The 21,962-nt window shown below is 59.7% G+C and carries 16 protein-coding genes; 5 read left to right on the top strand and 11 right to left on the bottom strand.

Features of this window, described 5'->3' with window-relative positions; all coding sequences use genetic code 11:
* The first annotated feature begins 7 nt into the window (after positions 1-7).
* Complete coding sequence (locus tag JN524_RS20790) at positions 8-205, top strand: YbdD/YjiX family protein (RefSeq protein WP_003228401.1); 198 nt, start codon at positions 8-10, stop codon at positions 203-205.
* Positions 206-357: 152 nt separating this feature from the next.
* On the top strand, positions 358-1,329 hold the full coding sequence (gene yjiA / locus JN524_RS20785; RefSeq protein ID WP_202370546.1) for a GTPase: 972 nt from the start codon (positions 358-360) through the stop codon (positions 1,327-1,329).
* A gap of 98 nt (positions 1,330-1,427) precedes the next feature.
* On the opposite strand, the gene JN524_RS20780 is transcribed toward yjiA, so the two are convergent.
* From JN524_RS20780 to JN524_RS20750, 7 genes are all read right to left on the bottom strand, one after another.
* Positions 1,428-2,138: a GntR family transcriptional regulator gene (locus JN524_RS20780; RefSeq protein ID WP_202370545.1), complete on the bottom strand. Its 711-nt coding sequence runs from the start codon at positions 2,136-2,138 to the stop codon at positions 1,428-1,430.
* Between the two features lie 23 nt (positions 2,139-2,161).
* On the bottom strand, positions 2,162-2,866 hold the full coding sequence (locus JN524_RS20775) for a FadR/GntR family transcriptional regulator (protein WP_025108765.1): 705 nt from the start codon (positions 2,864-2,866) through the stop codon (positions 2,162-2,164).
* 84 nt (positions 2,867-2,950) lie between these two features.
* The gene (locus JN524_RS20770; protein WP_007963773.1) at positions 2,951-4,264 is read right to left on the bottom strand and encodes a C4-dicarboxylate transporter DctA; all 1,314 of its coding nucleotides are present in this window, start codon (positions 4,262-4,264) and stop codon (positions 2,951-2,953) included.
* A gap of 286 nt (positions 4,265-4,550) precedes the next feature.
* Positions 4,551-5,105 carry a hypothetical protein gene (locus JN524_RS20765; RefSeq protein ID WP_202370544.1) on the bottom strand — a complete coding sequence of 185 codons (555 nt, stop codon included), beginning with the start codon at positions 5,103-5,105 and terminating at the stop codon, positions 4,551-4,553.
* Between the two features lie 79 nt (positions 5,106-5,184).
* Positions 5,185-5,757 carry a hypothetical protein gene (locus tag JN524_RS20760; RefSeq protein WP_202370543.1) on the bottom strand — a complete coding sequence of 191 codons (573 nt, stop codon included), beginning with the start codon at positions 5,755-5,757 and terminating at the stop codon, positions 5,185-5,187.
* A 284-nt stretch (positions 5,758-6,041) separates the two neighbouring features.
* Positions 6,042-7,295, bottom strand: a complete 1,254-nt coding sequence (glyA, locus tag JN524_RS20755; RefSeq protein ID WP_003228394.1) for a serine hydroxymethyltransferase — start codon at positions 7,293-7,295, stop codon at positions 6,042-6,044.
* Positions 7,296-7,531: 236 nt separating this feature from the next.
* Positions 7,532-11,380 carry a sensor domain-containing protein gene (locus JN524_RS20750; RefSeq protein WP_202370542.1) on the bottom strand — a complete coding sequence of 1,283 codons (3,849 nt, stop codon included), beginning with the start codon at positions 11,378-11,380 and terminating at the stop codon, positions 7,532-7,534.
* Positions 11,381-11,808: 428 nt separating this feature from the next.
* Here JN524_RS20750 and ettA point away from each other — a divergent pair, with 428 nt between their 5' ends.
* The gene (ettA, locus tag JN524_RS20745) at positions 11,809-13,473 is read left to right on the top strand and encodes an energy-dependent translational throttle protein EttA (RefSeq protein WP_003228391.1); all 1,665 of its coding nucleotides are present in this window, start codon (positions 11,809-11,811) and stop codon (positions 13,471-13,473) included.
* 373 nt (positions 13,474-13,846) lie between these two features.
* On the top strand, positions 13,847-15,184 hold the full coding sequence (gene gdhA / locus JN524_RS20740; protein WP_202370541.1) for an NADP-specific glutamate dehydrogenase: 1,338 nt from the start codon (positions 13,847-13,849) through the stop codon (positions 15,182-15,184).
* On the opposite strand, the gene JN524_RS20735 is transcribed toward gdhA, so the two are convergent.
* From JN524_RS20735 to JN524_RS20720, 4 genes are all read right to left on the bottom strand, one after another.
* Positions 15,181-15,675: a GreA/GreB family elongation factor gene (locus JN524_RS20735; RefSeq protein WP_202370540.1), complete on the bottom strand. Its 495-nt coding sequence runs from the start codon at positions 15,673-15,675 to the stop codon at positions 15,181-15,183. The genes gdhA and JN524_RS20735 overlap by 4 nt on opposite strands.
* A gap of 71 nt (positions 15,676-15,746) precedes the next feature.
* Positions 15,747-16,103, bottom strand: a complete 357-nt coding sequence (locus JN524_RS20730; RefSeq protein WP_007963787.1) for a hypothetical protein — start codon at positions 16,101-16,103, stop codon at positions 15,747-15,749.
* A 218-nt stretch (positions 16,104-16,321) separates the two neighbouring features.
* Entirely contained in the window at positions 16,322-18,175 is a 1,854-nt protein-coding gene (locus tag JN524_RS20725) for an Lnb N-terminal periplasmic domain-containing protein (protein WP_202370539.1), read from the bottom strand.
* A 264-nt stretch (positions 18,176-18,439) separates the two neighbouring features.
* Complete coding sequence (locus JN524_RS20720) at positions 18,440-18,928, bottom strand: DUF3015 domain-containing protein (RefSeq protein ID WP_007909797.1); 489 nt, start codon at positions 18,926-18,928, stop codon at positions 18,440-18,442.
* 299 nt (positions 18,929-19,227) lie between these two features.
* Between JN524_RS20720 and JN524_RS20715 the strand changes: the two genes are divergently transcribed.
* Positions 19,228-21,666 (top strand): Lon protease family protein, encoded by a 2,439-nt coding sequence (locus JN524_RS20715; RefSeq protein WP_027612829.1) that lies wholly within the window; start codon positions 19,228-19,230, stop codon positions 21,664-21,666.
* The last annotated feature ends 296 nt before the right edge of the window (positions 21,667-21,962 follow it).

Genomic DNA, 21,962 nt, shown 5'->3' with positions numbered 1-21,962 from the left:
TTGCACCATGTTCAATGACCTGAGTCGCCTCGGTAAATACCTCGGTCAGGCCGCGCGCCTGATGGTCGGCATGCCCGACTACGACACCTACGTCGAGCATATGCAAACCAAACACCCGGACAAACCGGTAATGAGCTACGAGATGTTCTTCCGCGAACGTCAGGAAGCGCGTTACGGTGGCAAGGGTGGGCCGAAGTGCTGTTGAGCTGACAGCCTGCGGTTGAGGTCATCCCCCTGTGGGAGCGAGCCTGCTCGCGAAAGCGGTGTGTCATCGAGCAATGATGTCGACTGACATGACCCCTTCGCGAGCAAGCTCGCTCCCACATTCGTTTTGTGTTTGTTTCAGGAGATCGTGTTTTGTCTTCTCCCATACCCGTAACGGTACTCAGCGGTTTCCTCGGTGCCGGCAAGACCACCTTGCTGCGCCATCTGCTTAAAGCCGAGCACGGCCTGAAGATCGCCGTGATCGAGAACGAATTCAGCGACGCCGGCATCGACACCCAGTTGCTCGGCGACGAACCGGTGCAAGTCATGACCCTGGCCAACGGCTGCGTCTGCTGCACCATCCACACCGATCTGACCAAGGCCCTGTACTTGCTGCTCGAACGCCTGGACAGCGGTGAAATCGCCTTCGACCGTCTGGTGATCGAGTGCACCGGTCTGGCCGACCCGGCCCCGGTGGCACAGACCTTTTTCATCGATGAAGAACTGCGCGAACGCTATCTGCTCGACGGCATCATCACGCTGGTGGATGCCGCTCACGCCGACCTGCACCTGACCCAGACCATCGCCCAGGCGCAGATCGGTTTCGCCGACCGCTTGCTGGTGAGCAAGACCGATCTGGTGGATGAAGCCACGTTCAACGCACTGAGCGAACGCCTGACGCGGATCAACCGTCGTGCGCCGATCCGCGTGGTCGAGCACGGCAACATCGATCTGGCCGAACTGCTCGACGTGCGTGGCTTCAATCTCAATGCCGACCTGGGCGGCGGAGTGAGTCTGCGTCCGGTGAGCAAGGCGCCTTCCATCGACCGTATCTCCAGCCTGGTGCTGCGCACAGACCAGCCGCTGGATATCGATCAACTCAGCGAGTTCATGAACGAGCTGCTGGAGGAGCACGGCAAACAGTTACTGCGTTACAAGGGTGTGCTGAGCATTGCTGGCGAGGATCGGCGCCTGGTGTTTCAGGGGGTTTTGAAACTTTACGGTTTTGACTGGGATACCGAGTGGACCGAGGGTGAGGTGCGGGAAAGTGTGATTGTGTTTATTGCCGATGATTTGCCGGAAGAGAAGATTCGGGCGGGGTTTGCCAGGGTAGCTTCTGCCTGATGGGTTTGTGGTGCCTGTAATGACGCCATCGCGAGCAGGCTCACTCCTACAGGGGAACGCGTTTCAAATGTAGGAGTGAGCCTGCTCGCGATAGCAGTCTAACCTGCAACACAATGCTCAAGGGCTGTACCCAGCAAGGTCTGCTCAAGATGATCCAGGTGTTGACTCATCAGTCGCTCAGCCATGGACATATCCCCAGACGCGACCGCCTCGACAATCGCCAGATGCTCCTGCCACGCGCAGCAACCCGGCGTCGATCCATCACACCGCGCAATCGCCAGCGACGTCAACGGCACCAGACTGCCAAGAAAATGCGCCAACGGTGCATTCCCCGCCATCCGTGCCAACTGCAGATGAAACTCGCCGGACAAACGAATCGCCGCCGCACGCCGTTCCTGAGCCACGGCCAGACGTTCGCGTTCGACCAGCGTGCGCAAGCGTTTCAAACCCTCCGCTGACGCATTCTGACAAGCCAGACGCACCAGCGTCGCTTCGGTCAGGCGCCGGGCGTGCAGGGTTTGCCGGGTCTGCTCGGCATCCGGTGCGGCCACCCGTGGCCGATGGTTGGCGCGCAGCACAATCACCTGCTCATGGGATAACTGTGTCAGCACCCGGCGCACATCGGCGCGGCTGACGCCAAACATCTGCTTGAGACTGTCCTCGGTGAAGCGGCTGGCCGGGTCGATTCGCCGGTCCAGAATCGCGTCGAACAGCCGCGGATACAGATCATCTGCCGGCGCCTGCAGGCGGGAGAAGGGCAGCGGGGCCGACATCTGACGAGTGTGCGGCGACGTGGCAAGACTGTTCATGGCCGGTCTCCAGTGTGAATTCTTCAGTGGCTGAGGTTGTCTTCCGGAATGTTCAGTTCAATGCCCATGCGCTGGCCTTCGCGCAAAATGTGCCGACGCATTTCGGCGCTGGCCTGAGCGCTGTTCTTGCTGCGGATCGCGCGCACCACCGCTTCGTTTTCTTCCAGGCGTTCGGCCAGGTGCTCAGGCGAATTGCGCAGCACTTCGGCGCTTTGCTTGAGGGCATTGCTGGTTTGCTGCACCACACTCTGGAAAATCGGGTTCGAAGTCAGAGTGAACAGCTCCTCGTGGAAGGCGATGTAGGCGCTGACTCCGGCTTCACTGTCGCCTGCCTCAAGGGCTTCGCGCATGTCCATCAACGTCAGGCGCAACTGCCCGACTTCCTTGCTGCTGATCGACTGCGCCACCAGACCGACGATGAACGGCTCAAGGGTGTAGCGCAGTTGCAGCACGTCTTCGAGGCTGGCGCCGGCCACCGCGCTGTCGTGGCTCTGGCTGTCACTGAGCTGGGCGTCGAGCACCACCACGCCTTTGCCCGGCATCGAACGCACCAGGCCAAGGGTCTCCAGGACGATCACCGCTTCGCGCAGGCTCGGGCGGCTGATGCCCAGTTGTTCGGCCAGTTCGCGCTGGCCCGGCAGCATGTCGCCGGAGCGCCACTGACCACGGGCGAGGGCGGCGCGCAGTTTTTCTACGACTGAGTTGACGACGGTTGATGTGGTGATCACTTGTCTTGCTCCGTAAGCCCGTTGGGGGTGCCGCAAACCAGATCAAAAGATCGCAGCCTGCGGCAGCTCCTGCGGGGTTGAAAATCAGAACTCTTGCTGGTGCGCCGGAGTTCCGGTTTTACGCGGTTGAAAGGTGTAGCCCTGCTGACCGCTGAGTACTTTGTTTGCGCGTTGTACGTCGATGTCCTTTTCCCAACGGGCGATGGCCACGGTAGCGACGCAGTTGCCGATCAGGTTGGTCAGCGCCCGACCGATGCCCATGAACCAGTCCACTGCCAGTACCAGCACCAGACCCACTACCGGAATCGCCGGGATCGCCGTCAGCGTCGCCGCGAGAATCACCAGCGCCGAGCCGGGAATGCCGTGGGCGCCCTTGGAAGTGATCAGCGACACCAGCAGAATCGTCAGCAGATCGGTCATCGCCAGTGGCGTGCCGGTGGCGTTGGCGATGAACACGATGGCCAGGGTCAGGTAGATCGAGAAACCGTCGAGGTTGAACGAATAGCCTGTGGGAATCACCAGCCCGACCGTCGAGCTGCCAATCCCCAGGTGTTCAAGTTTGCGCATGATCTGTGGCAGCACGGCGTCGGAAGAAGCGGTGCCCATGACGATCAGCAATTCTTCGCGCAGGTACTTGAGCAGGGGCCACAGACGCAGGCCCGAGGCGCGCATCACCACGCCGAGGATCACGCTGACGAACGCCATGCAGGTCAGGTAGAACAAGCCCACCAGACTGCCCAGGTGTTGCAGCGAATCGAGGCCGTACTTGCTGGTGGTGAAAGCGATGGCGCCGAACACGCCGATCGGCGCCAGGCGTACGATCATGCCCATGATGCGGAAGATCACATGGCTCAGCTCGTTGATCAGCCGTGAGATCCCGGAAGCCGCTTCGCCCACCAGATTCAGCGCGCTGCCGAACAGCACCGAGAACAGCAGTACCTGCAGGATGTTGTTGTCGGCGAAGGCTCCGAGCACCGAGGTCGGGATCAGGTCCATCAGGAACTGCGTGGTGGTGTGCATGTGCTGACCGCGTTCGGCGATGTCGCCCATGTCGGCTGCCGACAACTGCTCCAGATGGATATTCGCGCCGCTGCCGATCCCGGTGCTGAAGGCGAATACCAAGCCGATCACCAGCGCGATGGTGGTCAGCACTTCAAAGTAGATCACCGATTTGAGGCCGATGCGCCCGACCTTCTTCAGGTCGCCTGCGCCGCTGATGCCGCTGACCACCACGCAGAACACGATCAGGCCGATGAGCATCTTGATCAATTTGATGAAGCCGTCGCCCAACGGTTTCAACTGAGCGGAATATTCGGGAAGGGTCAGCCCGCAGACGATGCCGAGCACCAGTCCGAGAACCACTTGGAGGAAGATTGAACGCGAGCACCATCTGAGCATGGGAGGAATCCTGGTCGGTGTCCTGGCTGCCGTGTGCGGAGCACATCAGATTCAGGACTTAATTATTGTGGTCTTACCGGTATGTCCAGTGCGGGTGCAGTCTACGCTCGGTTTTTTTGAGATGACAAGTGAAAATCATGTAATTGGCATGACCGGTCTGACCAGTGGTGTTCCTTCATGCGGTGAGGCGGTCTGCAAGTCGATGACGCCCGGCTATCTTGCCGGGCGCCTGGGGTTGTAGCGGGTGATTGGCGCTAGCGCGCCGCATGCCCCGGTGACAATGCGGTCAGTACGGAACATTGCGTTGCAGGATGTTCATTTTGAAATCCAGGATGGCGGCGCTGCGGGATGCAAGGGTCCGCACAAAGGTGCCAACCTTCGGGTCGTACTTGTTGCGGCTCAGACCTGCCTGCAGCAAGCGGCCGCTTCGGGTCTGGATTCTGACGGTGGGGGTGTTGCTGTCGATTTCATCCAGCGTGATGATTTTGCCTTTGGCATTCAGAAGATTGAAAGTCGTCTGGTCACCGTCGTCAGGGCTATAGGCATTAAGGAAATCCTCCTCCTCTTTGCTGACGGTCATGTAGTGATAAGTACCAAGGGTAAATATGTACATCGTGTAATAGTCATCGATACACCGGAAGTAAAACGTCAGTGCATCAGGTGCAACCTCCGGCTTCAAAAACAGATAGTTGGAAACATCAATATGGTGGGAGAAGCTGAAGAACTCGTAGTCGGGGCGAGGAGTGGTGACTTTTCTACCATAGGTCAGTCTCGGAAAGTGTGGATAACCAAACCGAGTGCTCAATGTCGCCGTAAAGGATTTTTCCTGGTTTGTACTCATGATGTTGCCTTGTCGAGTATTGGGCGTTAACGCTGAATGGCCAATAAGCCATAGCGTGATGGAGTGTTCCCGTGAACGGTCAGATCTCGTCCGGATTACTCAGGAACGATGCGTTGCGTTCGATGATGCGTAACTTGAAAACCACACCCTCTCCATCGAGTTCAGACAGATAGAGATAAGGCGCGCCCTTGCGGCGGATAATGCCGATGGCCTTCGAATTACGAGCCTTGAGTCGAACACGCTGAATGCCGCCCTTCATCTCTTGCAGGGTAACAATCCGGTTTTCAAGGCTCATCAGGTTGAAGGATGTCGTGTCACCGTCGTCCGGCAGATAGGCACCCAGTACCTTTTGGGCACTCTTGCTGATGCAGTGCCCGGTGTAAGTCGGGTGTGAGCGGATATAGAGATGGTAGTAATCGTCCGTGCAGCGAAAATAAACCGTCAAGGGTGCATGCAACGCAATCTCTTGAGCGGGACGACATCCCAGCAGATGTGAATCGTCCCGTAATGTTGGCGCGCCGGTAAAGAAACCGCCTGAAAATGTTCTGTCGTTGCGCAGAGCCGTAGTGCCATGCAGTTGGCCAAGAAAATCGACGTGTTGATCGTCAAGTTCCAGTGTCGCAATAAAAGAATTCTGCCTGTCGGTAATCATGAACTCATCCTTGAATTCCTTGTGGTCAATTTTTTAGAGTGTGGTTTGAAACAATTTAATTATGGTATTGCCATTCTGGTAGTTGGTTTGAGTGGGTTTTTTTTGTTGTGTTGTGTGGCGGTAACAGTACCAGCTAAGTTGCGGGGTGAGTCTGTTTTTTGCCGGCGCTTATTGTTTCAGGCTTTTTAATTATGTTATCCAGGCAAGGGTTGCGATATTTATTCAGGCGAAAAAAAACCGGCCATCTCTGGCCGGTTTTTCATGCTGCAGATTTAACGTCGCGATTACGCGCCGTACACCGGCAGTTTCTTGCAGATGGCTTTGACTTTCTCACGAACGGCGTCGATCACCGCTTCGTTGTTCAGGTCAGCCAGGATGTCGCAGATCCAGCCGGCCAGCTCTTTGCACTCTGCCTCTTTGAAGCCGCGAGTGGTCACAGCCGGGGTACCGAAGCGCAGACCGGAAGTGACAAACGGCGAGCGTGGATCGTTTGGTACCGAGTTCTTGTTCACGGTGATGAACGCTTTGCCCAGCGCGGCGTCGGCGTCTTTACCGGAGATGTCCTGCTTGATCAGCGACAGCAGGAACAGGTGGTTCTTTGTACCGCCGGAAACCACGTCGAAACCGCGCTCGATGAACACTTCGGCCATGGCCTGGGCGTTCTTCACCACTTGTTCCTGGTAAGCCTTGAACTCAGGCTGCAGTGCTTCCTTGAAGCAGATCGCTTTAGCGGCGATCACGTGCTCCAGCGGGCCACCCTGGGCGCCCGGGAATACCGCGGAGTTCAGCTTCTTCTCGATCTCGGCGTTGGCGCGCGCCAGGATCAGACCGCCACGTGGACCGCGCAGGGTCTTGTGCGTGGTGGTGGTGACCACGTCAGCGAAAGGCACCGGGTTCGGGTAGACGCCAGCGGCGACCAGACCGGCCACGTGAGCCATGTCGACGAACAGGTAGGCACCGACCTTGTCAGCGATGGCGCGGAAGCGCGGGAAGTCCAGAATCTGCGAGTAGGCAGAGAAACCGGCCACGATCATTTTCGGCTTGTGCTCAACCGCCAGACGCTCGACTTCGTCGTAGTCGATCAGGCCGTTGGCGTCGATGCCGTACTGTACGGCGTTGTACAGCTTGCCGGAGGAGGAAACGCTGGCGCCGTGGGTCAGGTGACCACCGTGGGCCAGGCTCATGCCCAGGATGGTGTCGCCACCTTGCAGCAGGGCCAGGTAGACAGCAGCGTTGGCTTGGGAACCGGCGTGCGGCTGAACGTTGGCGTAGTCGGCGCCGAACAGCTCTTTGGCGCGGTCGATGGCCAGTTGTTCAACAACGTCAACGTACTCGCAACCACCGTAGTAGCGCTTGCCCGGGTAGCCTTCGGCGTATTTGTTGGTCAGTACCGAGCCTTGAGCTTCCATCACCGCAGGGCTGGTGTAGTTTTCCGAAGCGATCAGCTCAATGTGCTCTTCCTGGCGCTGAGCTTCTTGCTCCATGGCGGCAAAGAGATCGGCGTCGTACTTGGCAATAGTCAAATCACGGCTGAACATGGCGGTCCTCAAGGATCGGGGGCAGAAAAGGGGGGCATTCTAACCCAATGGGTTTTGGATGGCATATGAAACGACATCATGTCGCAGACAAGTGGCGTTCATGACAGATGTGCGGTGCTTTTGCCGGCCTGAAAAGATCGCAGCCTTCGGCAGCTCCTACAGTAATCGGGGCTGATTGCGAATACTGTGACCGACATCAATCCCTGGAGGAGCTGCCGAAGGCTGCGATCTTTTCTTCAGTCAAACATGAACAGCGCATCATTGCTGAACTGCGCTTCAAACCGGCTCGCCGGCATTGGCCGTCCGAACAGATAGCCCTGAACCTCATCGCAGCCATGCTCGCGCAGGAAGTCCAGTTGCTCATGGGTTTCCACGCCTTCGGCGATCACCGCCAGATTGAGGCTGTGGGCCATGGCGATGATTGCGCGAGCGATCTGCGCATCCTGTTCGCCTGACGGCAGTCCGTCGACGAAGGTGCGGTCGATCTTCAGCACGTCGATCGGGAATTGCTTGAGGTAGTTCAGCGACGAATAACCGGTGCCGAAGTCGTCGACCGCAATGCTCAGGCCAAGGTTCTTCAGCCCGGCGAGGATCTGCATCGCCTCGCTGACTTCGCGCATCAGGATACTTTCGGTCAGCTCCAGTTCCAGGCACGCCGGCGGCAGCCCGGTTTCGCGCAGGATGGTGGCGATGCGCGTACCGAGCTGGCCGTCGGAGAACTGTCGTGCCGAAATGTTCACCGAGACCTTCGGCACGCGCACCCGATTCTGGTGCCAGGTCTTGAGCTGGCGGCAGGCTTCGCTGATCACCCAGTCGCCAACGTCCACTACCAGACCGAGCTCTTCCAGCACCGGAATGAAATCCCCCGGCGGCACCAGTCCACGACGCGGATGACGCCAGCGTAGCAGTGCCTCGGCGCCAGTCAGGCGTTTGCCGTCGCCACTGAATTGCGGCTGGTAATACAGGACGAATTCGTTCTGCTCCAGCGCGTGGCGCAGGTCGCTTTCCAGCTCCAGACGCTCCAGCGCACTGGCGTTCATGTCGGCCTGATAGAACTGGAAGTTGTTCTTGCCGCGCTCCTTGGCGTGGTACATCGCAGTGTCGGCGTTCTTCATCAACTGGCTGAGCTCGTTGCCGTCCTGCGGGCTCAGGGCGATGCCGATACTGGCGGTGACGAAGAATTCGCGACCTTCCAGCACGAACGGACGCACCAGGCTGGCGAGGATCTGCTCGGCCACATGAATCGCCCGGTTCAGCGCCATTTCGCGGCTGGAGCGGTGCTGCAGGAGCAAGGTGAACTCGTCACCGCCCATGCGCGCCACGGTGTCGTCATCGTCCACGCAGGCCAGCAACCGCGTGGCCATGTCTTTCAACATGCGGTCGCCAGCCGCGTGGCCGAGGGAGTCGTTGATCGGCTTGAAGCGGTCGAGGTCGAGGAACATCAGCACCACCCACGACTTCTGCCGTTCGGCCGATTGCAGCGCGGTGTGCAGGCGATCCTGGAACAGGGTTCGGTTCGGCAGGTGGGTCAGGGCGTCGTAGTAGGCGAGGCGATGGATGCGCTGTTCGCTGGCCTTGCGCTCGCTGATGTCGCTGAAGAAACACACGTAACTGGCCAGGTCGCCTTCATCGTCGAGTACCGCCGTGATGCCGACCCACGCCGGGTAATGCTCGCCGTTGCGGCGCTTGAGCCAGACTTCGCCTTCCCAGGTGCTGTGCTGGTGCAATTGCTTGAGCACGTAGCGCAGGTGCGCGTCCTGTTGCTCGTCGACGGTGAGCATGTTCGGCAACTGGTCGAGCACTTCCGACACCGCGTAACCGCTGACCCGGCTGAAGGCTTCGTTGGCCTGCACGATGTAACCGGCGGGGTCGGTGATCAGAATCGCCGAAGTCGAGTGCTCGAATACCGTGGCGGCCATGCGCAGGTCTTTCTCGGCGCGGCGCTGCTGGCTGATGTCGCGGCCGACGCCGAGCACGCCTTCGAACGCGCCGTGTTCGTCCCACACCAGCACCAGCCGCAGTTCGATCGGGATCTTGCGGCCGTCGGCGCGCAGGCAGTCGAACAGGAACATCTGCGTCTGCACCTGGCTTCGCAGTTGCGCGAGTTGCTCAGGCTTGTCGAGCGCTTTGCTGACTCGATCCATCAAGGTGTAGATGCCGGATAGCTGTTGCGGGTTGGCGATGGTCGATTGCCAGCCGTTCTGGAAGATCCACTCGGCGTCGTAACCCAGCACCGCCTGCACCGACGGGCTGACGTAGTTCAGCGACAGCTTGCTGTCGGTGGAGAAAATCACATCGCTGATGCTTTCGGCGAGCATGCGGTAGCGCTGCTCGCTGTCGCGCAACGACTCACTGGCCTCGATCTGCTCGGTGATGTCCTTGGCCACGCCGATGATCCGCGTGACCTGATCATGCTTGTCGCGGGCCAGCGCCTGCTCACGAATATCGAAGCGCCGCCACTTGCCGTCGCGATGACGGAAGCGCAATTGGCACTGCAACAACTGGCTGTACCCGGCGTGACGTTGCATCTGTCGTGAGCGGTGGTAATAGTCGGCGTCTTCCGGGTGCAGCAGGATCTCCCAGAAATACTCGCCCATCTGATGCAGCTCGGTGCGGTTGTAACCGAGGGTCTGGCCGAGGTGGTGGTTGCTGAAAATCATCCGCTGGCTGATCACGTCCTGCACATACAGATGATCCGGCACGGTGCGCACCACGTCCGACCAGAAGCCTTCGCGCTCCAGCAGCGACAGTTCGATCAGCTTGCGGCTGGTGATGTCGTTGATGCTGAGGATCACCGCTTTATAGTCGTGCTGTTCCTCAGGCAGGCGCAGAACCATCCACAGGTGCTGATCGCGGCCATTGATGTCCGGCAGTCTGATTTCCAGTTCCAGTTGATTCTGTTGCTGCAAAACTGCGTCGAGCACCTGGTTGCCGATGGCGCACTGGCTGTGCGGATGGCCGTCGATCAGCAACTGCCAGGCGTGCTCGCAGGAATTGACATTGAGCAGTTGCAGCGCCACCTGATTGACCTCGGTGACGCGCAGTTCCTGCAGCAGTTGCTGGCGCTGGGCCGGCTGGTCGAGCCAGGCCTTGAGCTGGTCGCTGGTCTGGATCTGTGCCTTGTCGAACACTTGCCTGAGGCCGGACAGATCGAGCACGCAAAGAGCGACGCCGGTGCCTTCGAAGATGTCCTGATAGCGCCGGCGGCCTTCATGCAACTGACGTTGGCGGCGACGCATGTTGAGCAGCGCGATCACCGGCAACATCGAGAACGCCAGGCCCAGCAGGCATTTGCCGATGAACGCTGGCAGCAGTTCTTCGAGCACCCGCTGACGATCGAACAGCCCGCGCAACTGCCAGTCGCTGCTGCTCAGTGGCACGGTCAGCACGGTGTTGGCCATGTCGTCCGGGCTCAGCACCCCGGGCCGGGCAGAAGACAGCGCTTCGTCGCGGCTGATGATCTGATGGTTGAGACGGTTTTCCACCAGCCACAACGGGCGGATGCCGGTTTCGCCCAGCTTGGTCAGCGAGTCGAAGAAGGTCGGGGTCAGGCGCAATACCCAGTAGCCGCGCGTGCTGCCGCTGGCCTGATGCAACAACAGATGCACCACCGAGCCGTCGTCGGCGTTACTGAAGTAATGCGCCTGGGCGCGGCTGCGGCGCACCAGTTCAGCGAGGTAATCGGCGTCGTGGCTGTCGCTGGCGCTGTCGTTGAGGATTTTCCCGGATGGGCTGAGCAGGGCCAGGCTGCGCAGATCCGGCAGCGATTGCTGGAGCTTGCGCAGCAGCGCCTGCTGTTCGTCGGACGACTGCGGTTGTTCGACGATCGGTAGCAGGTTCAGGGCGATTTGCGCATTCAGCGACATGTTCAGGCTGACCTGCGAGGCGAGGTCGGCGGTGTAGTCGATGGTGTACTGACGCTGGTTTTTCTGGGTCTCGCGCAATTGATCGAGCAGTTGCCAGAACAGCAATGCCAGCAGCAAAAGTACCAGCGTCGCCAACGCACCCTTCAATGTTCCGCGCAGGGGCGAGCCGGTCCCCGGATTGGACGCGCTCACAGAAGCTGGCGGGGTAACGTTGGACAAGCTGTAATCCTGCGGTTTGGCTGGACTGGCGCGACGTGCACTATAAGCCGGACGCCCGAAGGGCGGCTAGCATGCCTTGAGTTGTGGCGAAGTGCCAGCCCCACTCGGCTGGACTGCCACCGGTCATTAAGGTAGCTTTGCCGGTTACGCGGGAGCCCAGACACTGTTAAAACTACTGCGCTCGGAAATACTGCGTTGAAAACAGGCTCGGACTGCTCATTTACAACCCGTAAACTCCGCGTCCTCGCCTGTTTCCGCCTTGTCTTTCCTTCGCTCGTTACGTTTTAACAGCGTCTGGCCCAGCTCCTAGAATCAGACTTTTTTTCCGCGCGCACGCATTGATGACCATCAAGTGAACGACGCGCATCGGTCTGGCCGGGCATCGCCTGCGCTCCAATCATTCATCTGTCACTGACCCAAGGTTCTCCATGGCTCAATACGTCTTCACCATGCATCGGCTGGGCAAAGTTGTTCCGCCGAAGCGGGAAATCCTGAAAAACATTTCGCTGTCGTTCTTTCCCGGCGCCAAGATCGGCGTACTCGGCCTCAACGGTTCGGGTAAATCCACGCTGCTGAAAATCATGGCTGGCGTCGACACCGAGTTCGAGGGCGAAGCCCGTCCGATGCCGGACCTGAACATCGGTTATCTGCCGCAAGAGCCACAACTTGATCCGACCAAGACCGTGCGTGAAGTGGTCGAGGAAGCGGTCAGCGTGATCAAGGATGCGCAAGCGCGTCTGGACGAGGTCTACGCCGCTTACGCCGATCCGGATGCCGACTTCGACAAGCTGGCAGCCGAACAGGCCAAGCTCGAAGCGATCCTGCAGGCCAGCGATGGTCATAACCTGGAGCGTCAACTGGAAGTCGCTGCCGACGCCCTGCGTCTGCCGGCGTGGGACGCCAAGGTCGAACACCTGTCCGGTGGTGAAAAACGTCGTGTGGCCCTGTGCCGTCTGCTGCTGTCCGCTCCGGACATGCTGCTGCTCGACGAACCGACCAACCACTTGGACGCTGATTCGGTGGCGTGGCTGGAGCACTTCCTGCACGACTTCCCGGGCACCGTGGTCGCGATCACGCACGACCGTTACTTCCTGGATAACGTTGCCGGCTGGATTCTGGAACTCGACCGCGGCGCGGGCATTCCTTACGAGGGCAACTACTCGGGTTGGCTCGAAGCCAAGTCCGATCGTCTGGCGGCCGAATCCAAGCAGCAGTCGGCTCACGAAAAAGCCATGAAGGAAGAACTGGAGTGGGTGCGCAAAGGCGCGAAAGCCCGTCAGTCGAAATCCAAGGCACGTCTGCAACGCTTCGAAGAAATGCAATCGCAGGAATTCCAGAAGCGTTCGGAAACCAACGAGATCTACATCCCGGCCGGTCCGCGTCTGGGCGACAAGGTCATCGAATTCAAGAACGTCACCAAGGGCTACGGCGATCGCGTGCTGATCGACAACCTGTCGTTCTCAATGCCGAAAGGCGCCATTGTTGGCGTGATCGGTGGTAACGGTGCCGGTAAGTCGACCCTGTTCCGCATGTTGATGGGCAAGGAAACTCCGGATTCCGGCACCATCGAAGTCGGCGAAACCGTGCAACTGGCCTGCGTGGATCAGAGCCGCGAAGACCTCGACGGCAGCAAGACCGTGTTCCAGCAGATCTCCGACGGTTCCGACCAGATCCGCATCGGCAACTACGAGATTCCGTCGCGCACTTACGTCGGTCGCTTCAACTTCAAGGGCGGCGACCAGCAGAAGTTCGTCAAGGACCTGTCCGGTGGTGAGCGCGGTCGTCTGCACCTGGCGCTGACCCTGAAGGAGGGCGGCAACGTCCTGCTGCTCGACGAACCGTCCAACGACCTCGACGTTGAAACCCTGCGTTCGCTGGAAGAAGCCCTGCTGGACTTCCCGGGCGCTGCCATTGTGATCTCTCACGATCGCTGGTTCCTGGACCGCGTCGCGACTCACATCCTGGCGTACGAAGACGACTCGCAAGCAGTGTTCTTCGAAGGTAACTACACCGAGTACGAAGCCGACCGCAAAAAGCGCCTCGGCGAAGCGGCGGCGCAGCCACACCGGGTACGCCACAAGAAACTGGCCTGATTCGGGTTGGTTGGATGAAAAAGCGGAGCTTTCGGGCTCCGTTTTTTTTGCCTGGGTTTTTCGGCAATACCGAGTTGAATTCATCGCTGGCAAGCCAGCTCCCACAGGGATTTGTGTCGTGCCAGGAATGTGTGAGCGCCGCGAAAACTGTGGGAGCTGGCTTGCCAGCGATAGCGGTGTAACTGTTGGTGCGACTTTCAGATTGGCTCTCACCAATCAGGTGCAATATCAGTCCAAAAAGCCCTCTGATTTATATCCTGTGCACCATTTAATTTCATAACTGCGACATTTTGCGCTGTTCCTGTGCGCAAATCGTTTGCTACAGTCCGGCTCAATCGCTTCCAACGACAATAAATTTGCCGAGACTTTTCCCATGATCGAATCCGTCGAATCCTTCCTCGCCCGCCTGAAAAAACGCGACCCGGATCAACCCGAATTCCACCAGGCCGTCGAAGAAGTCCTGCGCAGTCTGTGGCCGTTTCTTGAAGCCAATCCGCACTACCTGACCTCGGGCATTCTGGAGCGTATCTGCGAGCCGGAGCGGGCGGTGGTGTTCCGCGTGTCGTGGGTCGACGATCAGGGCAAGGTTCAGGTCAATCGCGGTTTCCGCATCCAGATGAACAGTGCCATCGGCCCGTACAAGGGCGGCTTGCGCTTCCATCCTTCGGTGAACCTGGGCGTGCTGAAGTTTCTCGCCTTCGAGCAGACCTTCAAGAACTCTCTGACCTCGTTGCCCATGGGCGGCGGCAAGGGCGGTTCGGACTTCGATCCGAAGGGCAAGAGCGACGCCGAAGTCATGCGTTTTTGCCAGGCGTTCATGAGCGAGCTGTACCGCCACATCGGCGCCGACGTCGACGTGCCGGCCGGTGACATCGGTGTAGGTGCGCGGGAGATCGGTTTCCTGTTTGGCCAGTACAAACGCCTGAGCAACCAGTTCACCAGCGTGTTGACCGGCAAAGGCATGACCTACGGCGGCAGCCTGATTCGCCCGGAAGCCACCGGTTTCGGTTGCGTGTACTTCGCCGAAGAAATGCTCAAGCGCCGCGGACAGACCGTCGAAGGCAAACGCGTGGCGATCTCCGGTTCCGGCAACGTCGCGCAGTACGCGGCGCGCAAGGTCATGGACCTGGGCGGCAAGGTGATTTCGCTGTCCGACTCCGAAGGCACGCTGTACTGCGAATCGGGCCTGAGCGAAGAACAGTGGCAGGCGCTGCTGGAACTGAAAAACGTCAAACGCGGACGCATCAGCGAATTGGCCACGGCGTTCGGTCTGGAATTCCGTGCCGGTCAGTTGCCCTGGTCGCTGCCGTGTGACATCGCGCTGCCCTGCGCAACGCAGAACGAACTCGACGCCGAATCTGCTCGTACGCTGCTGCGCAACGGCTGCGTGTGCGTGGCCGAAGGCGCGAACATGCCGACTACGCTTGCGGCTGTGGATATCTTCATCGAGGCCGGCATTTTGTTTGCCCCGGGCAAGGCGTCGAATGCTGGCGGGGTTGCGGTCAGCGGGCTGGAGATGTCGCAGAACGCCATGCGTCTGCTGTGGACGGCCGGCGAGGTGGACAGCAAGCTGCACGCGATCATGCAGTCGATCCACCATGCCTGCGTGCATTACGGCGAAGAGAACGGACGGATCAACTACGTCAAAGGCGCGAACATCGCCGGCTTCGTCAAAGTCGCCGATGCGATGCTCGCGCAGGGTGTGGTTTAAGCCGGTTCGATACGAATCACTTCAATCAGCTGATCGCCAGCGGGGCGCTGCCACAGCACTTCGTCATTGAGCCGGGCGCCGAGCAGCGCCCGGCCCAGCGGCGAAGCCCAGTTGATCAGGCCCTGGCTGGCGTCGGCCTGATCTTCGCCGACCAGTTGCACCCGACTTTCGGTGTCGTGTTCGTCGGCGTAGGTCACCCAACTGCCAATCTGCACCTTGTCGGTAGAGGTCGCTGGGGCAGCGACCTGTGCGCTGGCGAGGCGTTGGTTGAAGTAGCGCAGATCCCGTTGCAGATCAGCCAGCCGTTGCTTGTCGGCCTGTTCGCCCTTGGCCGATTGTTCGGCGTGCAAGGCTTGCAGTTCGGCGACCTTGGCCTGCAACTGCACCAATCCCTGCGGGGTGACGTAATTGGGCTGCGCACTGACCTGCCGTTCGACGGGCTGATCGGCTTGCGCGGCGGCGTTGTCTTCGTTGACGAAAGCGCGACTCATGCTGTCCTCCTCTGCAAAGAGTTTGGGCCATGGTCGCCGGCATTTGGTTTCACTGGATGTCTGGAAGCGACCTATTGCGAGCGATAAGCCCGCCCGGCGTCCTGATCTTTCTGCTGCTGCCAGGCGCGCTCGCGTTCGTCCCAGTGCTCGTTGCGATACTCTTCGCGATCCTTGTTCTCCAGCATCGCCTGGCACTGGCGAAAGCCGTCGGTCCAGCCTTCGGCGTATTGCTTGTCCTTGAGATAGCGCGGCACGTTCTTGCGAAACTCGCCACTGATCGAGCCGGCGGCTTGCCGGCCACTGACGCAGCCATCGTCAAAACCGTCGGCGAATGCCGGTGGATAACCTTTGGCGATCAAGTCTTCATGGGTGGTCTGGCAACCCCCGAGCAACAGCAAAACACCCAGCAATCCCGCACACCGCCACATCGCACTCTCCCGCGCCGATTCTCGGCTGATAGGGAAAGTCTAGAAGCGGATTCGTCGGACGTAGGTGAAAGGCATGTGAGTAATTCGTTAAACACCGGAGGGCCCTGTGGGAGCGGGCTTGCTCGCGAAAGCGCTGGATCAGTCGAGATTTGAATCGCCTGACACGACGCCTTCGCGAGCAAGCCCGCTCCCACAGGGGGTATTGATTAGGCTTCAGATCAGTAGTGGTACCACTTCACCTCAAGCATCACTTCGGTTTCCGGTGTCGCCACATGACTGAACTCACGCTGCGCACTCAGGCGCAAACCGAGGTTGCGCGACAGCTCCCATTGCTGATTCAGGCTCAAGCTACGGCGCACTTCACCATTGACGAAGTAATCGCCCTTGGCTTCCAGGCTGAGATTGCCCAGCGGGTTTTTCCACAACACGCCGGTATTGAAACCGCCGGCCGGGGAGACGAACTCGGCGAAGTCATTGTTGTGTTCAACGCGCACGGTACCGAGGGCAAAACCCAATACGTCATCACCTAACGCCCAGGTGCCGCCGCCGCCACCGTTGACGTGGCTGACCAGCGTCTCGTCATCATGCTTGCCCGGCACCCGCTCAAGGCCACCGGTGACTTGCCACGACAGAGGCTGCAGCAGTTCATTGCGCGGGGTCAGCGAGCGGATGGTCGCCAGGTCCAGTTGCTGGAACTGCCACTGGTTGCCTTCGTATTGACGCAGCTTCATCTGCAGGATTTCGATCTGCGCGCCAAGGGGGAAGCTTTCGGCGTTGTCATTGAGATCGTGATAAGCCATGCGCAAACCGTACTCACCGAATGCCCGATCACCGCGGGTGCCGATGCCGGCCTGCCAGGTGCGCGATTCATGGCCGTCTTCGGGCAGGCCCGGTTGTGGAATCTGCAACTCCGGCGCCGGGTTCTTGTTGATTGCCCGCAGCAGTTCGAAGCTGCGCTGTGCACGTTGCGCATCACGTTCCTGCCCGTTGGCGCGGTAACGCTCCAGACGATAGGCGGCATCGATGATCAGCGCCTGACGATCCCGGGGCAGGGCCTTGAAGGTCGGCTCCTGCAACACCTGTTGATCGGCGCTGACCTTCAGCACCCATTGCTGTTCTTCCTTATTCAACGGCTCGGCGCGGCTGAGCAGTTCACGCTCGCGGGACGGGCGATATTCGATGCTTTCCACCAGCCCGGCTTCTTTCACCGCTTTGACCGTATCGGTAGGGATGGCGGTCAGCGGGAATTGCTCGGTCAGGCGCAGGCTCGGACGTGCCACTTGCAGCAGTTCGAGCAGGCGATAGGAGCAGTTTTCGTCGAAGAAGAAATAGTCGAACTGGATCTGCTTCAGCTCCCACACATGCTCGACCATGCGCGCGGTTTCTGCTTGGGTCAGGTTCAGCCGGTATTCCCACAGATCGCGGTTTTCCAGGCTGCGGTACTCGGAGAGTTTTTCCTGGTACGGCACCAGCGCGAACAGCCCGGGATAGCCACCCATCAAGCCCTTCCAGGCGTAGAGAATGCTGTTGTCCGAGCCTTCGATGTAGGCGCCGAAATTGATCGCGTAACTCAGCAGCGAAGTCTTGTCGGCCTGCACGTCGGCCTGGTCGATGCGCAACAGGGTATGGCCGAACATCGATGACGGGCTGTTGAGGTAGGCCGCTGGAAAAATCATCACCGCGCTGTGCGGCGAGACGTCCTTGAACCACTTCTTGAATTCGGCGCAATCGGGGGCGGGCAGGTCGGTCAGATTGAGTTGTGCTTTCAGCCAGCGCGTACGCGCCGGGTAGACACACTGTGCATGCTGTTCGCCGAGACTGGCCGGGGCGTACAGCGCCTGCACGGTGGCGGCCAGTTCATGGTCGGGGTGTTCGTTGCCATCGGGCGCGAGAAAGAATTTCCTGTCGCTGACATAGCTGCGCCAGCCGCCGAGTTTGGCGGTTTCGTAATGACCGAGGGAAATCCAGAAGCGGTCGTTGGCCAGTTGCTGCAAACGTTGAGGGTCGATGTGAGGCGCGGCGGACAGCGGGGCGCAGACACAGAGCGCCAGCCAGGCAAGGCGTTTGAGCATAGGTGGCAACTTAAGTCGAAAGAAAATAAAACCCGATTCGGGCTGCGATCACTCCCCTGTGGCGAGGGGATTCATCCCCGATGGGCTGCGAAGCGGCCCTCATACCTGCAAAACTCGGTGTATCAGATACACCGAATTGAATGGTTTCACGACTGCTTCGCAGCCGATCGGGGATAAATCCCCTCACCACAGGTTCAGCGTCACATTCGAGTGATTGCACTCAAAACAAAACCCGCTTCCCGAAAGAAGCGGGTGGGGTCGAGCTTAAGCCTGAGTTGCGTACTTGGCCAGACGTGGGTCCGACTTCAGCACGGCCAGGGTGTTGGTATGCACGTCTTCTGCGGTCACGTCAGCTTTGCTGAAGATCTGCTGGAAGTGCTCGTGAGTGACAGCAGCGAAGTGCGCACGGTCTTCCGGCGCCACGCCCAGTACCACGGCGTAGGTCGTCAGCGCTTCGCCGTTGCCCTTGGCCATGTCTTCGGACAGCTCGTTCATCATGCCATTCATGGCGAACCAGGATTTACCGCCGTAGGTCAGCGACGCGTTGGTCGAGCAACCGTTGGTGCCGGAAGTCATACCGAACGTAGCGTTACCGGAGGTGCCGTTAGTGGTGGATGCCAGGAAGTGTGCCGGGGTGCCACGCTGACCTTCGAACAGCATGTTGCCCCAACCGCAATCCGGGCCACCCGGGGCTTGCGCCATGGCGTTGATGGAAACAGCGGTGAAGAGAGTACCGAGAAGAATCCGTTTCATAGCTTTGTTCTCTTTGTGTGCATACCAATGGACAGGGTTCTGGCCCCCAGGCTCCGTGATAACAGACCCTTGAAGCGCCAGTGGGCCGGTATTAGTTCCAGCCGCGCAGTTTGGAGTTTAGGCACGTTCCGGGGGTTCCGTGATTTTTTACAAAAGATTTGGCGATAACCCCGGATTCACGGGGGACGGGGCGGGGTGGCCCGGTTGACTATGCTTTGTCGTGTGGCGCGCCTTGCCAGTGGGGCACGGGCAGCGCCAGAATGCCGCTATCCGCCCCGCCTGATTGTTAAGGAAGCCCGATGCCTGATCCTGTTGCTGCCAGCCTGCGTATAGCGCCCGAAGCGCTGACTCGTCCGTTTTCCGCTGAACAGTTCAGCTTCACTACCACCAATGATCTGGAGCCCTTTCGCGGTGTGCTCGGCCAGGAACGTGCGGTCGAAGCCTTGCAGTTCGGTGTGGCGATGCCACGCCCCGGTTACAACGTCTTTGTCATGGGCGAGCCCGGCACTGGCCGCTTCTCGTTCGTCAAACGCTACCTGAAGGCCGAAGGCAAGCGCCTGCAGACCCCGGCGGACTGGGTCTACGTCAATAATTTCGATGAGCCGCGCGAGCCCCGCGCGCTGGAATTGCCTTCTGGCACGGCGGCTTCGTTCATCGGTGACATCAACGGCCTGATCGATAACCTGCTGGCAACCTTTCCGGCAGTGTTCGAACACCCGTCCTACCAGCAGAAGAAAAGCGCCATCGACCGCGCCTTCAACCAGCGCTACGACAAGGCCCTCGATATCATCGAGCGGCTGGCGCTGGAGAAGGACGTCGCCCTGTACCGCGACAGCAGCAATATCGCCTTCACGCCGATGCTTGAAGGCAAGGCGCTGGATGAAGCGGAATTCGCCCAATTGCCGGAAGCCGAGCGCGAACGGTTTCACGAAGACATCTCCGGCCTCGAAGAGCGTCTGAACGAAGAACTCGCCAGCCTGCCGCAGTGGAAGCGTGAGTCGAACAATCAACTGCGTCAGCTCAACGAGGAAACCATCACCCTGGCCTTGCAGCCGTTGCTCTCGCCGTTGTCCGAGAAGTACGCGGAGAACGCTGCGGTCTGCGGTTACCTGCAAGCGATGCAGGTGTACTTGCTGAAAACCGTGGTCGAGCAACTGGTCGACGACAGCAAGACCGACGCCGTGGCGCGCAAGCTGCTGGAAGAGCAATACGCGCCGAGCCTGGTGGTCGGTCATCCGGCCAGCGGCGGGGCGCCGGTAGTGTTCGAGCCGCACCCGACTTACGAAAACCTGTTCGGGCGCATCGAGTACACCACCGATCAGGGCGCGCTTTACACCACTTACCGGCAGTTGCGTCCAGGTGCTTTGCATCGGGCCAATGGCGGCTTCCTGATCCTTGAAGCGGAAAAAATGCTCAGCGAGCCGTTCGTGTGGGACGCGCTGAAACGCGCCCTGCAATCGCGCAAGCTGAAAATGGAATCGCCGCTGGGCGAGATGGGCCGTTTCGCCACGGTGACCCTCAACCCGCAACACATTCCGTTGCAGGTCAAAGTCATCATCATCGGTGCGCGGCAGTTGTATTACACGCTGCAGGACCTCGATCCGGACTTCCAGGAGATGTTCCGCGTGCTGGTCGACTTCGACGAAGACATCCCGATGGTCGACGAAAGCCTGGAGCAATTTGCCCAGTTGCTGAAAACCCGTACTTCGGAGGAAGGCATGGCGCCGCTGACCGCCGATGCGGTGGCGCGTCTGGCGACCTACAGTGCACGGCTGGCCGAGCATCAGGGGCGTTTGTCGGCGCGGATCGGCGATCTGTTCCAACTGGTCAGTGAAGCGGACTTCATCCGTCATCTGGCCGGCGATGAAATGACCGATGCCGGGCACATCGAGCGTGCGCTGAAAGCCAAGGCCACTCGCACCGGTCGGGTCTCGGCGCGGATTCTCGACGACATGCTCGCCGGGATCATCCTGATTGACACCGACGGCGCCGCGGTCGGCAAGTGCAACGGGCTGACCGTGCTGGAAGTCGGCGATTCGGCGTTCGGTGTACCGGCGCGGATTTCCGCCACGGTGTACCCGGGCGGCAGCGGTATCGTCGACATCGAGCGCGAGGTCAACCTTGGGCAACCGATCCACTCCAAGGGCGTGATGATCCTTACCGGGTATCTGGGCAGCCGTTACGCCCAGGAATTCCCGCTGGCGATTTCCGCGAGCATCGCGCTGGAGCAATCCTACGGCTACGTCGATGGCGACAGTGCGTCGCTGGGCGAGGCTTGCACGCTGATTTCGGCGCTGTCGAAAACTCCACTGAAGCAGTGCTTTGCGATCACCGGTTCGATCAACCAGTTCGGCGAAGTGCAGGCAGTCGGCGGGGTCAACGAGAAGATCGAAGGTTTCTTCCGCCTCTGCGAAGCGCGCGGGCTGACCGGCGAGCAGGGCGCGATCATTCCGCAGGCCAACGTCGCCACGCTGATGCTCGACGAGAAGGTGCTGGCGGCGGTGCGCGCCGGGCAGTTCCACGTGTACGCGGTGCGTCAGGCTGACGAAGCGCTGAGCCTGTTGGTCGGCGAGCCGGCCGGTGAGCCGGATGCTGACGGTCAGTTCCCTGAAGGCAGCGTCAACGCGCGCGTGGTCGAGCGTCTGCGGGTGATTGCCGAGATGATCAGTGAAGACGACCTCAAAGAGGCGGAAAAGGAACTGGCGCAGGAGGCACTAGCCGAAGCCAAACCAGCCTGACCGCAAACGCGGTAAAAACTGTGGGAGGGGGCTTGCTCCCGAAGGCGGTGTACCAATCGACACATTAGTTAATTGAGACACCGCCTTCGGGAGCAAGCCCCCTCCCACAGTTGTTTTTCCAGATTGATTTTTGCGCTGATCTTCGGGAAAAGTGCCACTACTCTGGCGTCAGAATTCACACAATGACCATTCGGCGCCTTCTGGTTCTATCCAGCTTGCGCGGCGGACTTTTCTTCTATTCTCTGCTCAAGGACATCGACAGTATCACTGGATCGAAACAGCCTTCGCGTGAAGGC

Source organism: Pseudomonas sp. MWU318 (assembly GCF_016756945.1).
GTDB classification, from domain to species: domain Bacteria; phylum Pseudomonadota; class Gammaproteobacteria; order Pseudomonadales; family Pseudomonadaceae; genus Aquipseudomonas; species Aquipseudomonas putida_A.
Note: the sequence above shows the minus strand (reverse complement) of the source record. Positions and strands in the feature narration are given on the sequence as shown.

Excerpts from the sequence above, each read along its gene's own strand:
- ettA (WP_003228391.1), top strand. The coding sequence starts at position 11,809 with ATGGCTCAATACGTCTTCACCATGCATCGGCTGGGCAAAGTTGTTCCG.
- glyA (WP_003228394.1), bottom strand. The coding sequence starts at position 7,295 with ATGTTCAGCCGTGATTTGACTATTGCCAAGTACGACGCCGATCTCTTT.
- JN524_RS20765 (WP_202370544.1), bottom strand. The coding sequence starts at position 5,105 with ATGAGTACAAACCAGGAAAAATCCTTTACGGCGACATTGAGCACTCGG.
- JN524_RS20760 (WP_202370543.1), bottom strand. The coding sequence starts at position 5,757 with ATGATTACCGACAGGCAGAATTCTTTTATTGCGACACTGGAACTTGAC.
- JN524_RS20720 (WP_007909797.1), bottom strand. The coding sequence starts at position 18,928 with ATGAAACGGATTCTTCTCGGTACTCTCTTCACCGCTGTTTCCATCAAC.
- JN524_RS20790 (WP_003228401.1), top strand. The coding sequence starts at position 8 with ATGTTCAATGACCTGAGTCGCCTCGGTAAATACCTCGGTCAGGCCGCG.
- JN524_RS20780 (WP_202370545.1), bottom strand. The coding sequence starts at position 2,138 with ATGAACAGTCTTGCCACGTCGCCGCACACTCGTCAGATGTCGGCCCCG.
- JN524_RS20735 (WP_202370540.1), bottom strand. The coding sequence starts at position 15,675 with ATGAGTCGCGCTTTCGTCAACGAAGACAACGCCGCCGCGCAAGCCGAT.
- JN524_RS20730 (WP_007963787.1), bottom strand. The coding sequence starts at position 16,103 with ATGTGGCGGTGTGCGGGATTGCTGGGTGTTTTGCTGTTGCTCGGGGGT.
- JN524_RS20770 (WP_007963773.1), bottom strand. The coding sequence starts at position 4,264 with ATGCTCAGATGGTGCTCGCGTTCAATCTTCCTCCAAGTGGTTCTCGGA.
- JN524_RS20725 (WP_202370539.1), bottom strand. The coding sequence starts at position 18,175 with ATGCTCAAACGCCTTGCCTGGCTGGCGCTCTGTGTCTGCGCCCCGCTG.
- gdhA (WP_202370541.1), top strand. The coding sequence starts at position 13,847 with ATGATCGAATCCGTCGAATCCTTCCTCGCCCGCCTGAAAAAACGCGAC.
- JN524_RS20715 (WP_027612829.1), top strand. The coding sequence starts at position 19,228 with ATGCCTGATCCTGTTGCTGCCAGCCTGCGTATAGCGCCCGAAGCGCTG.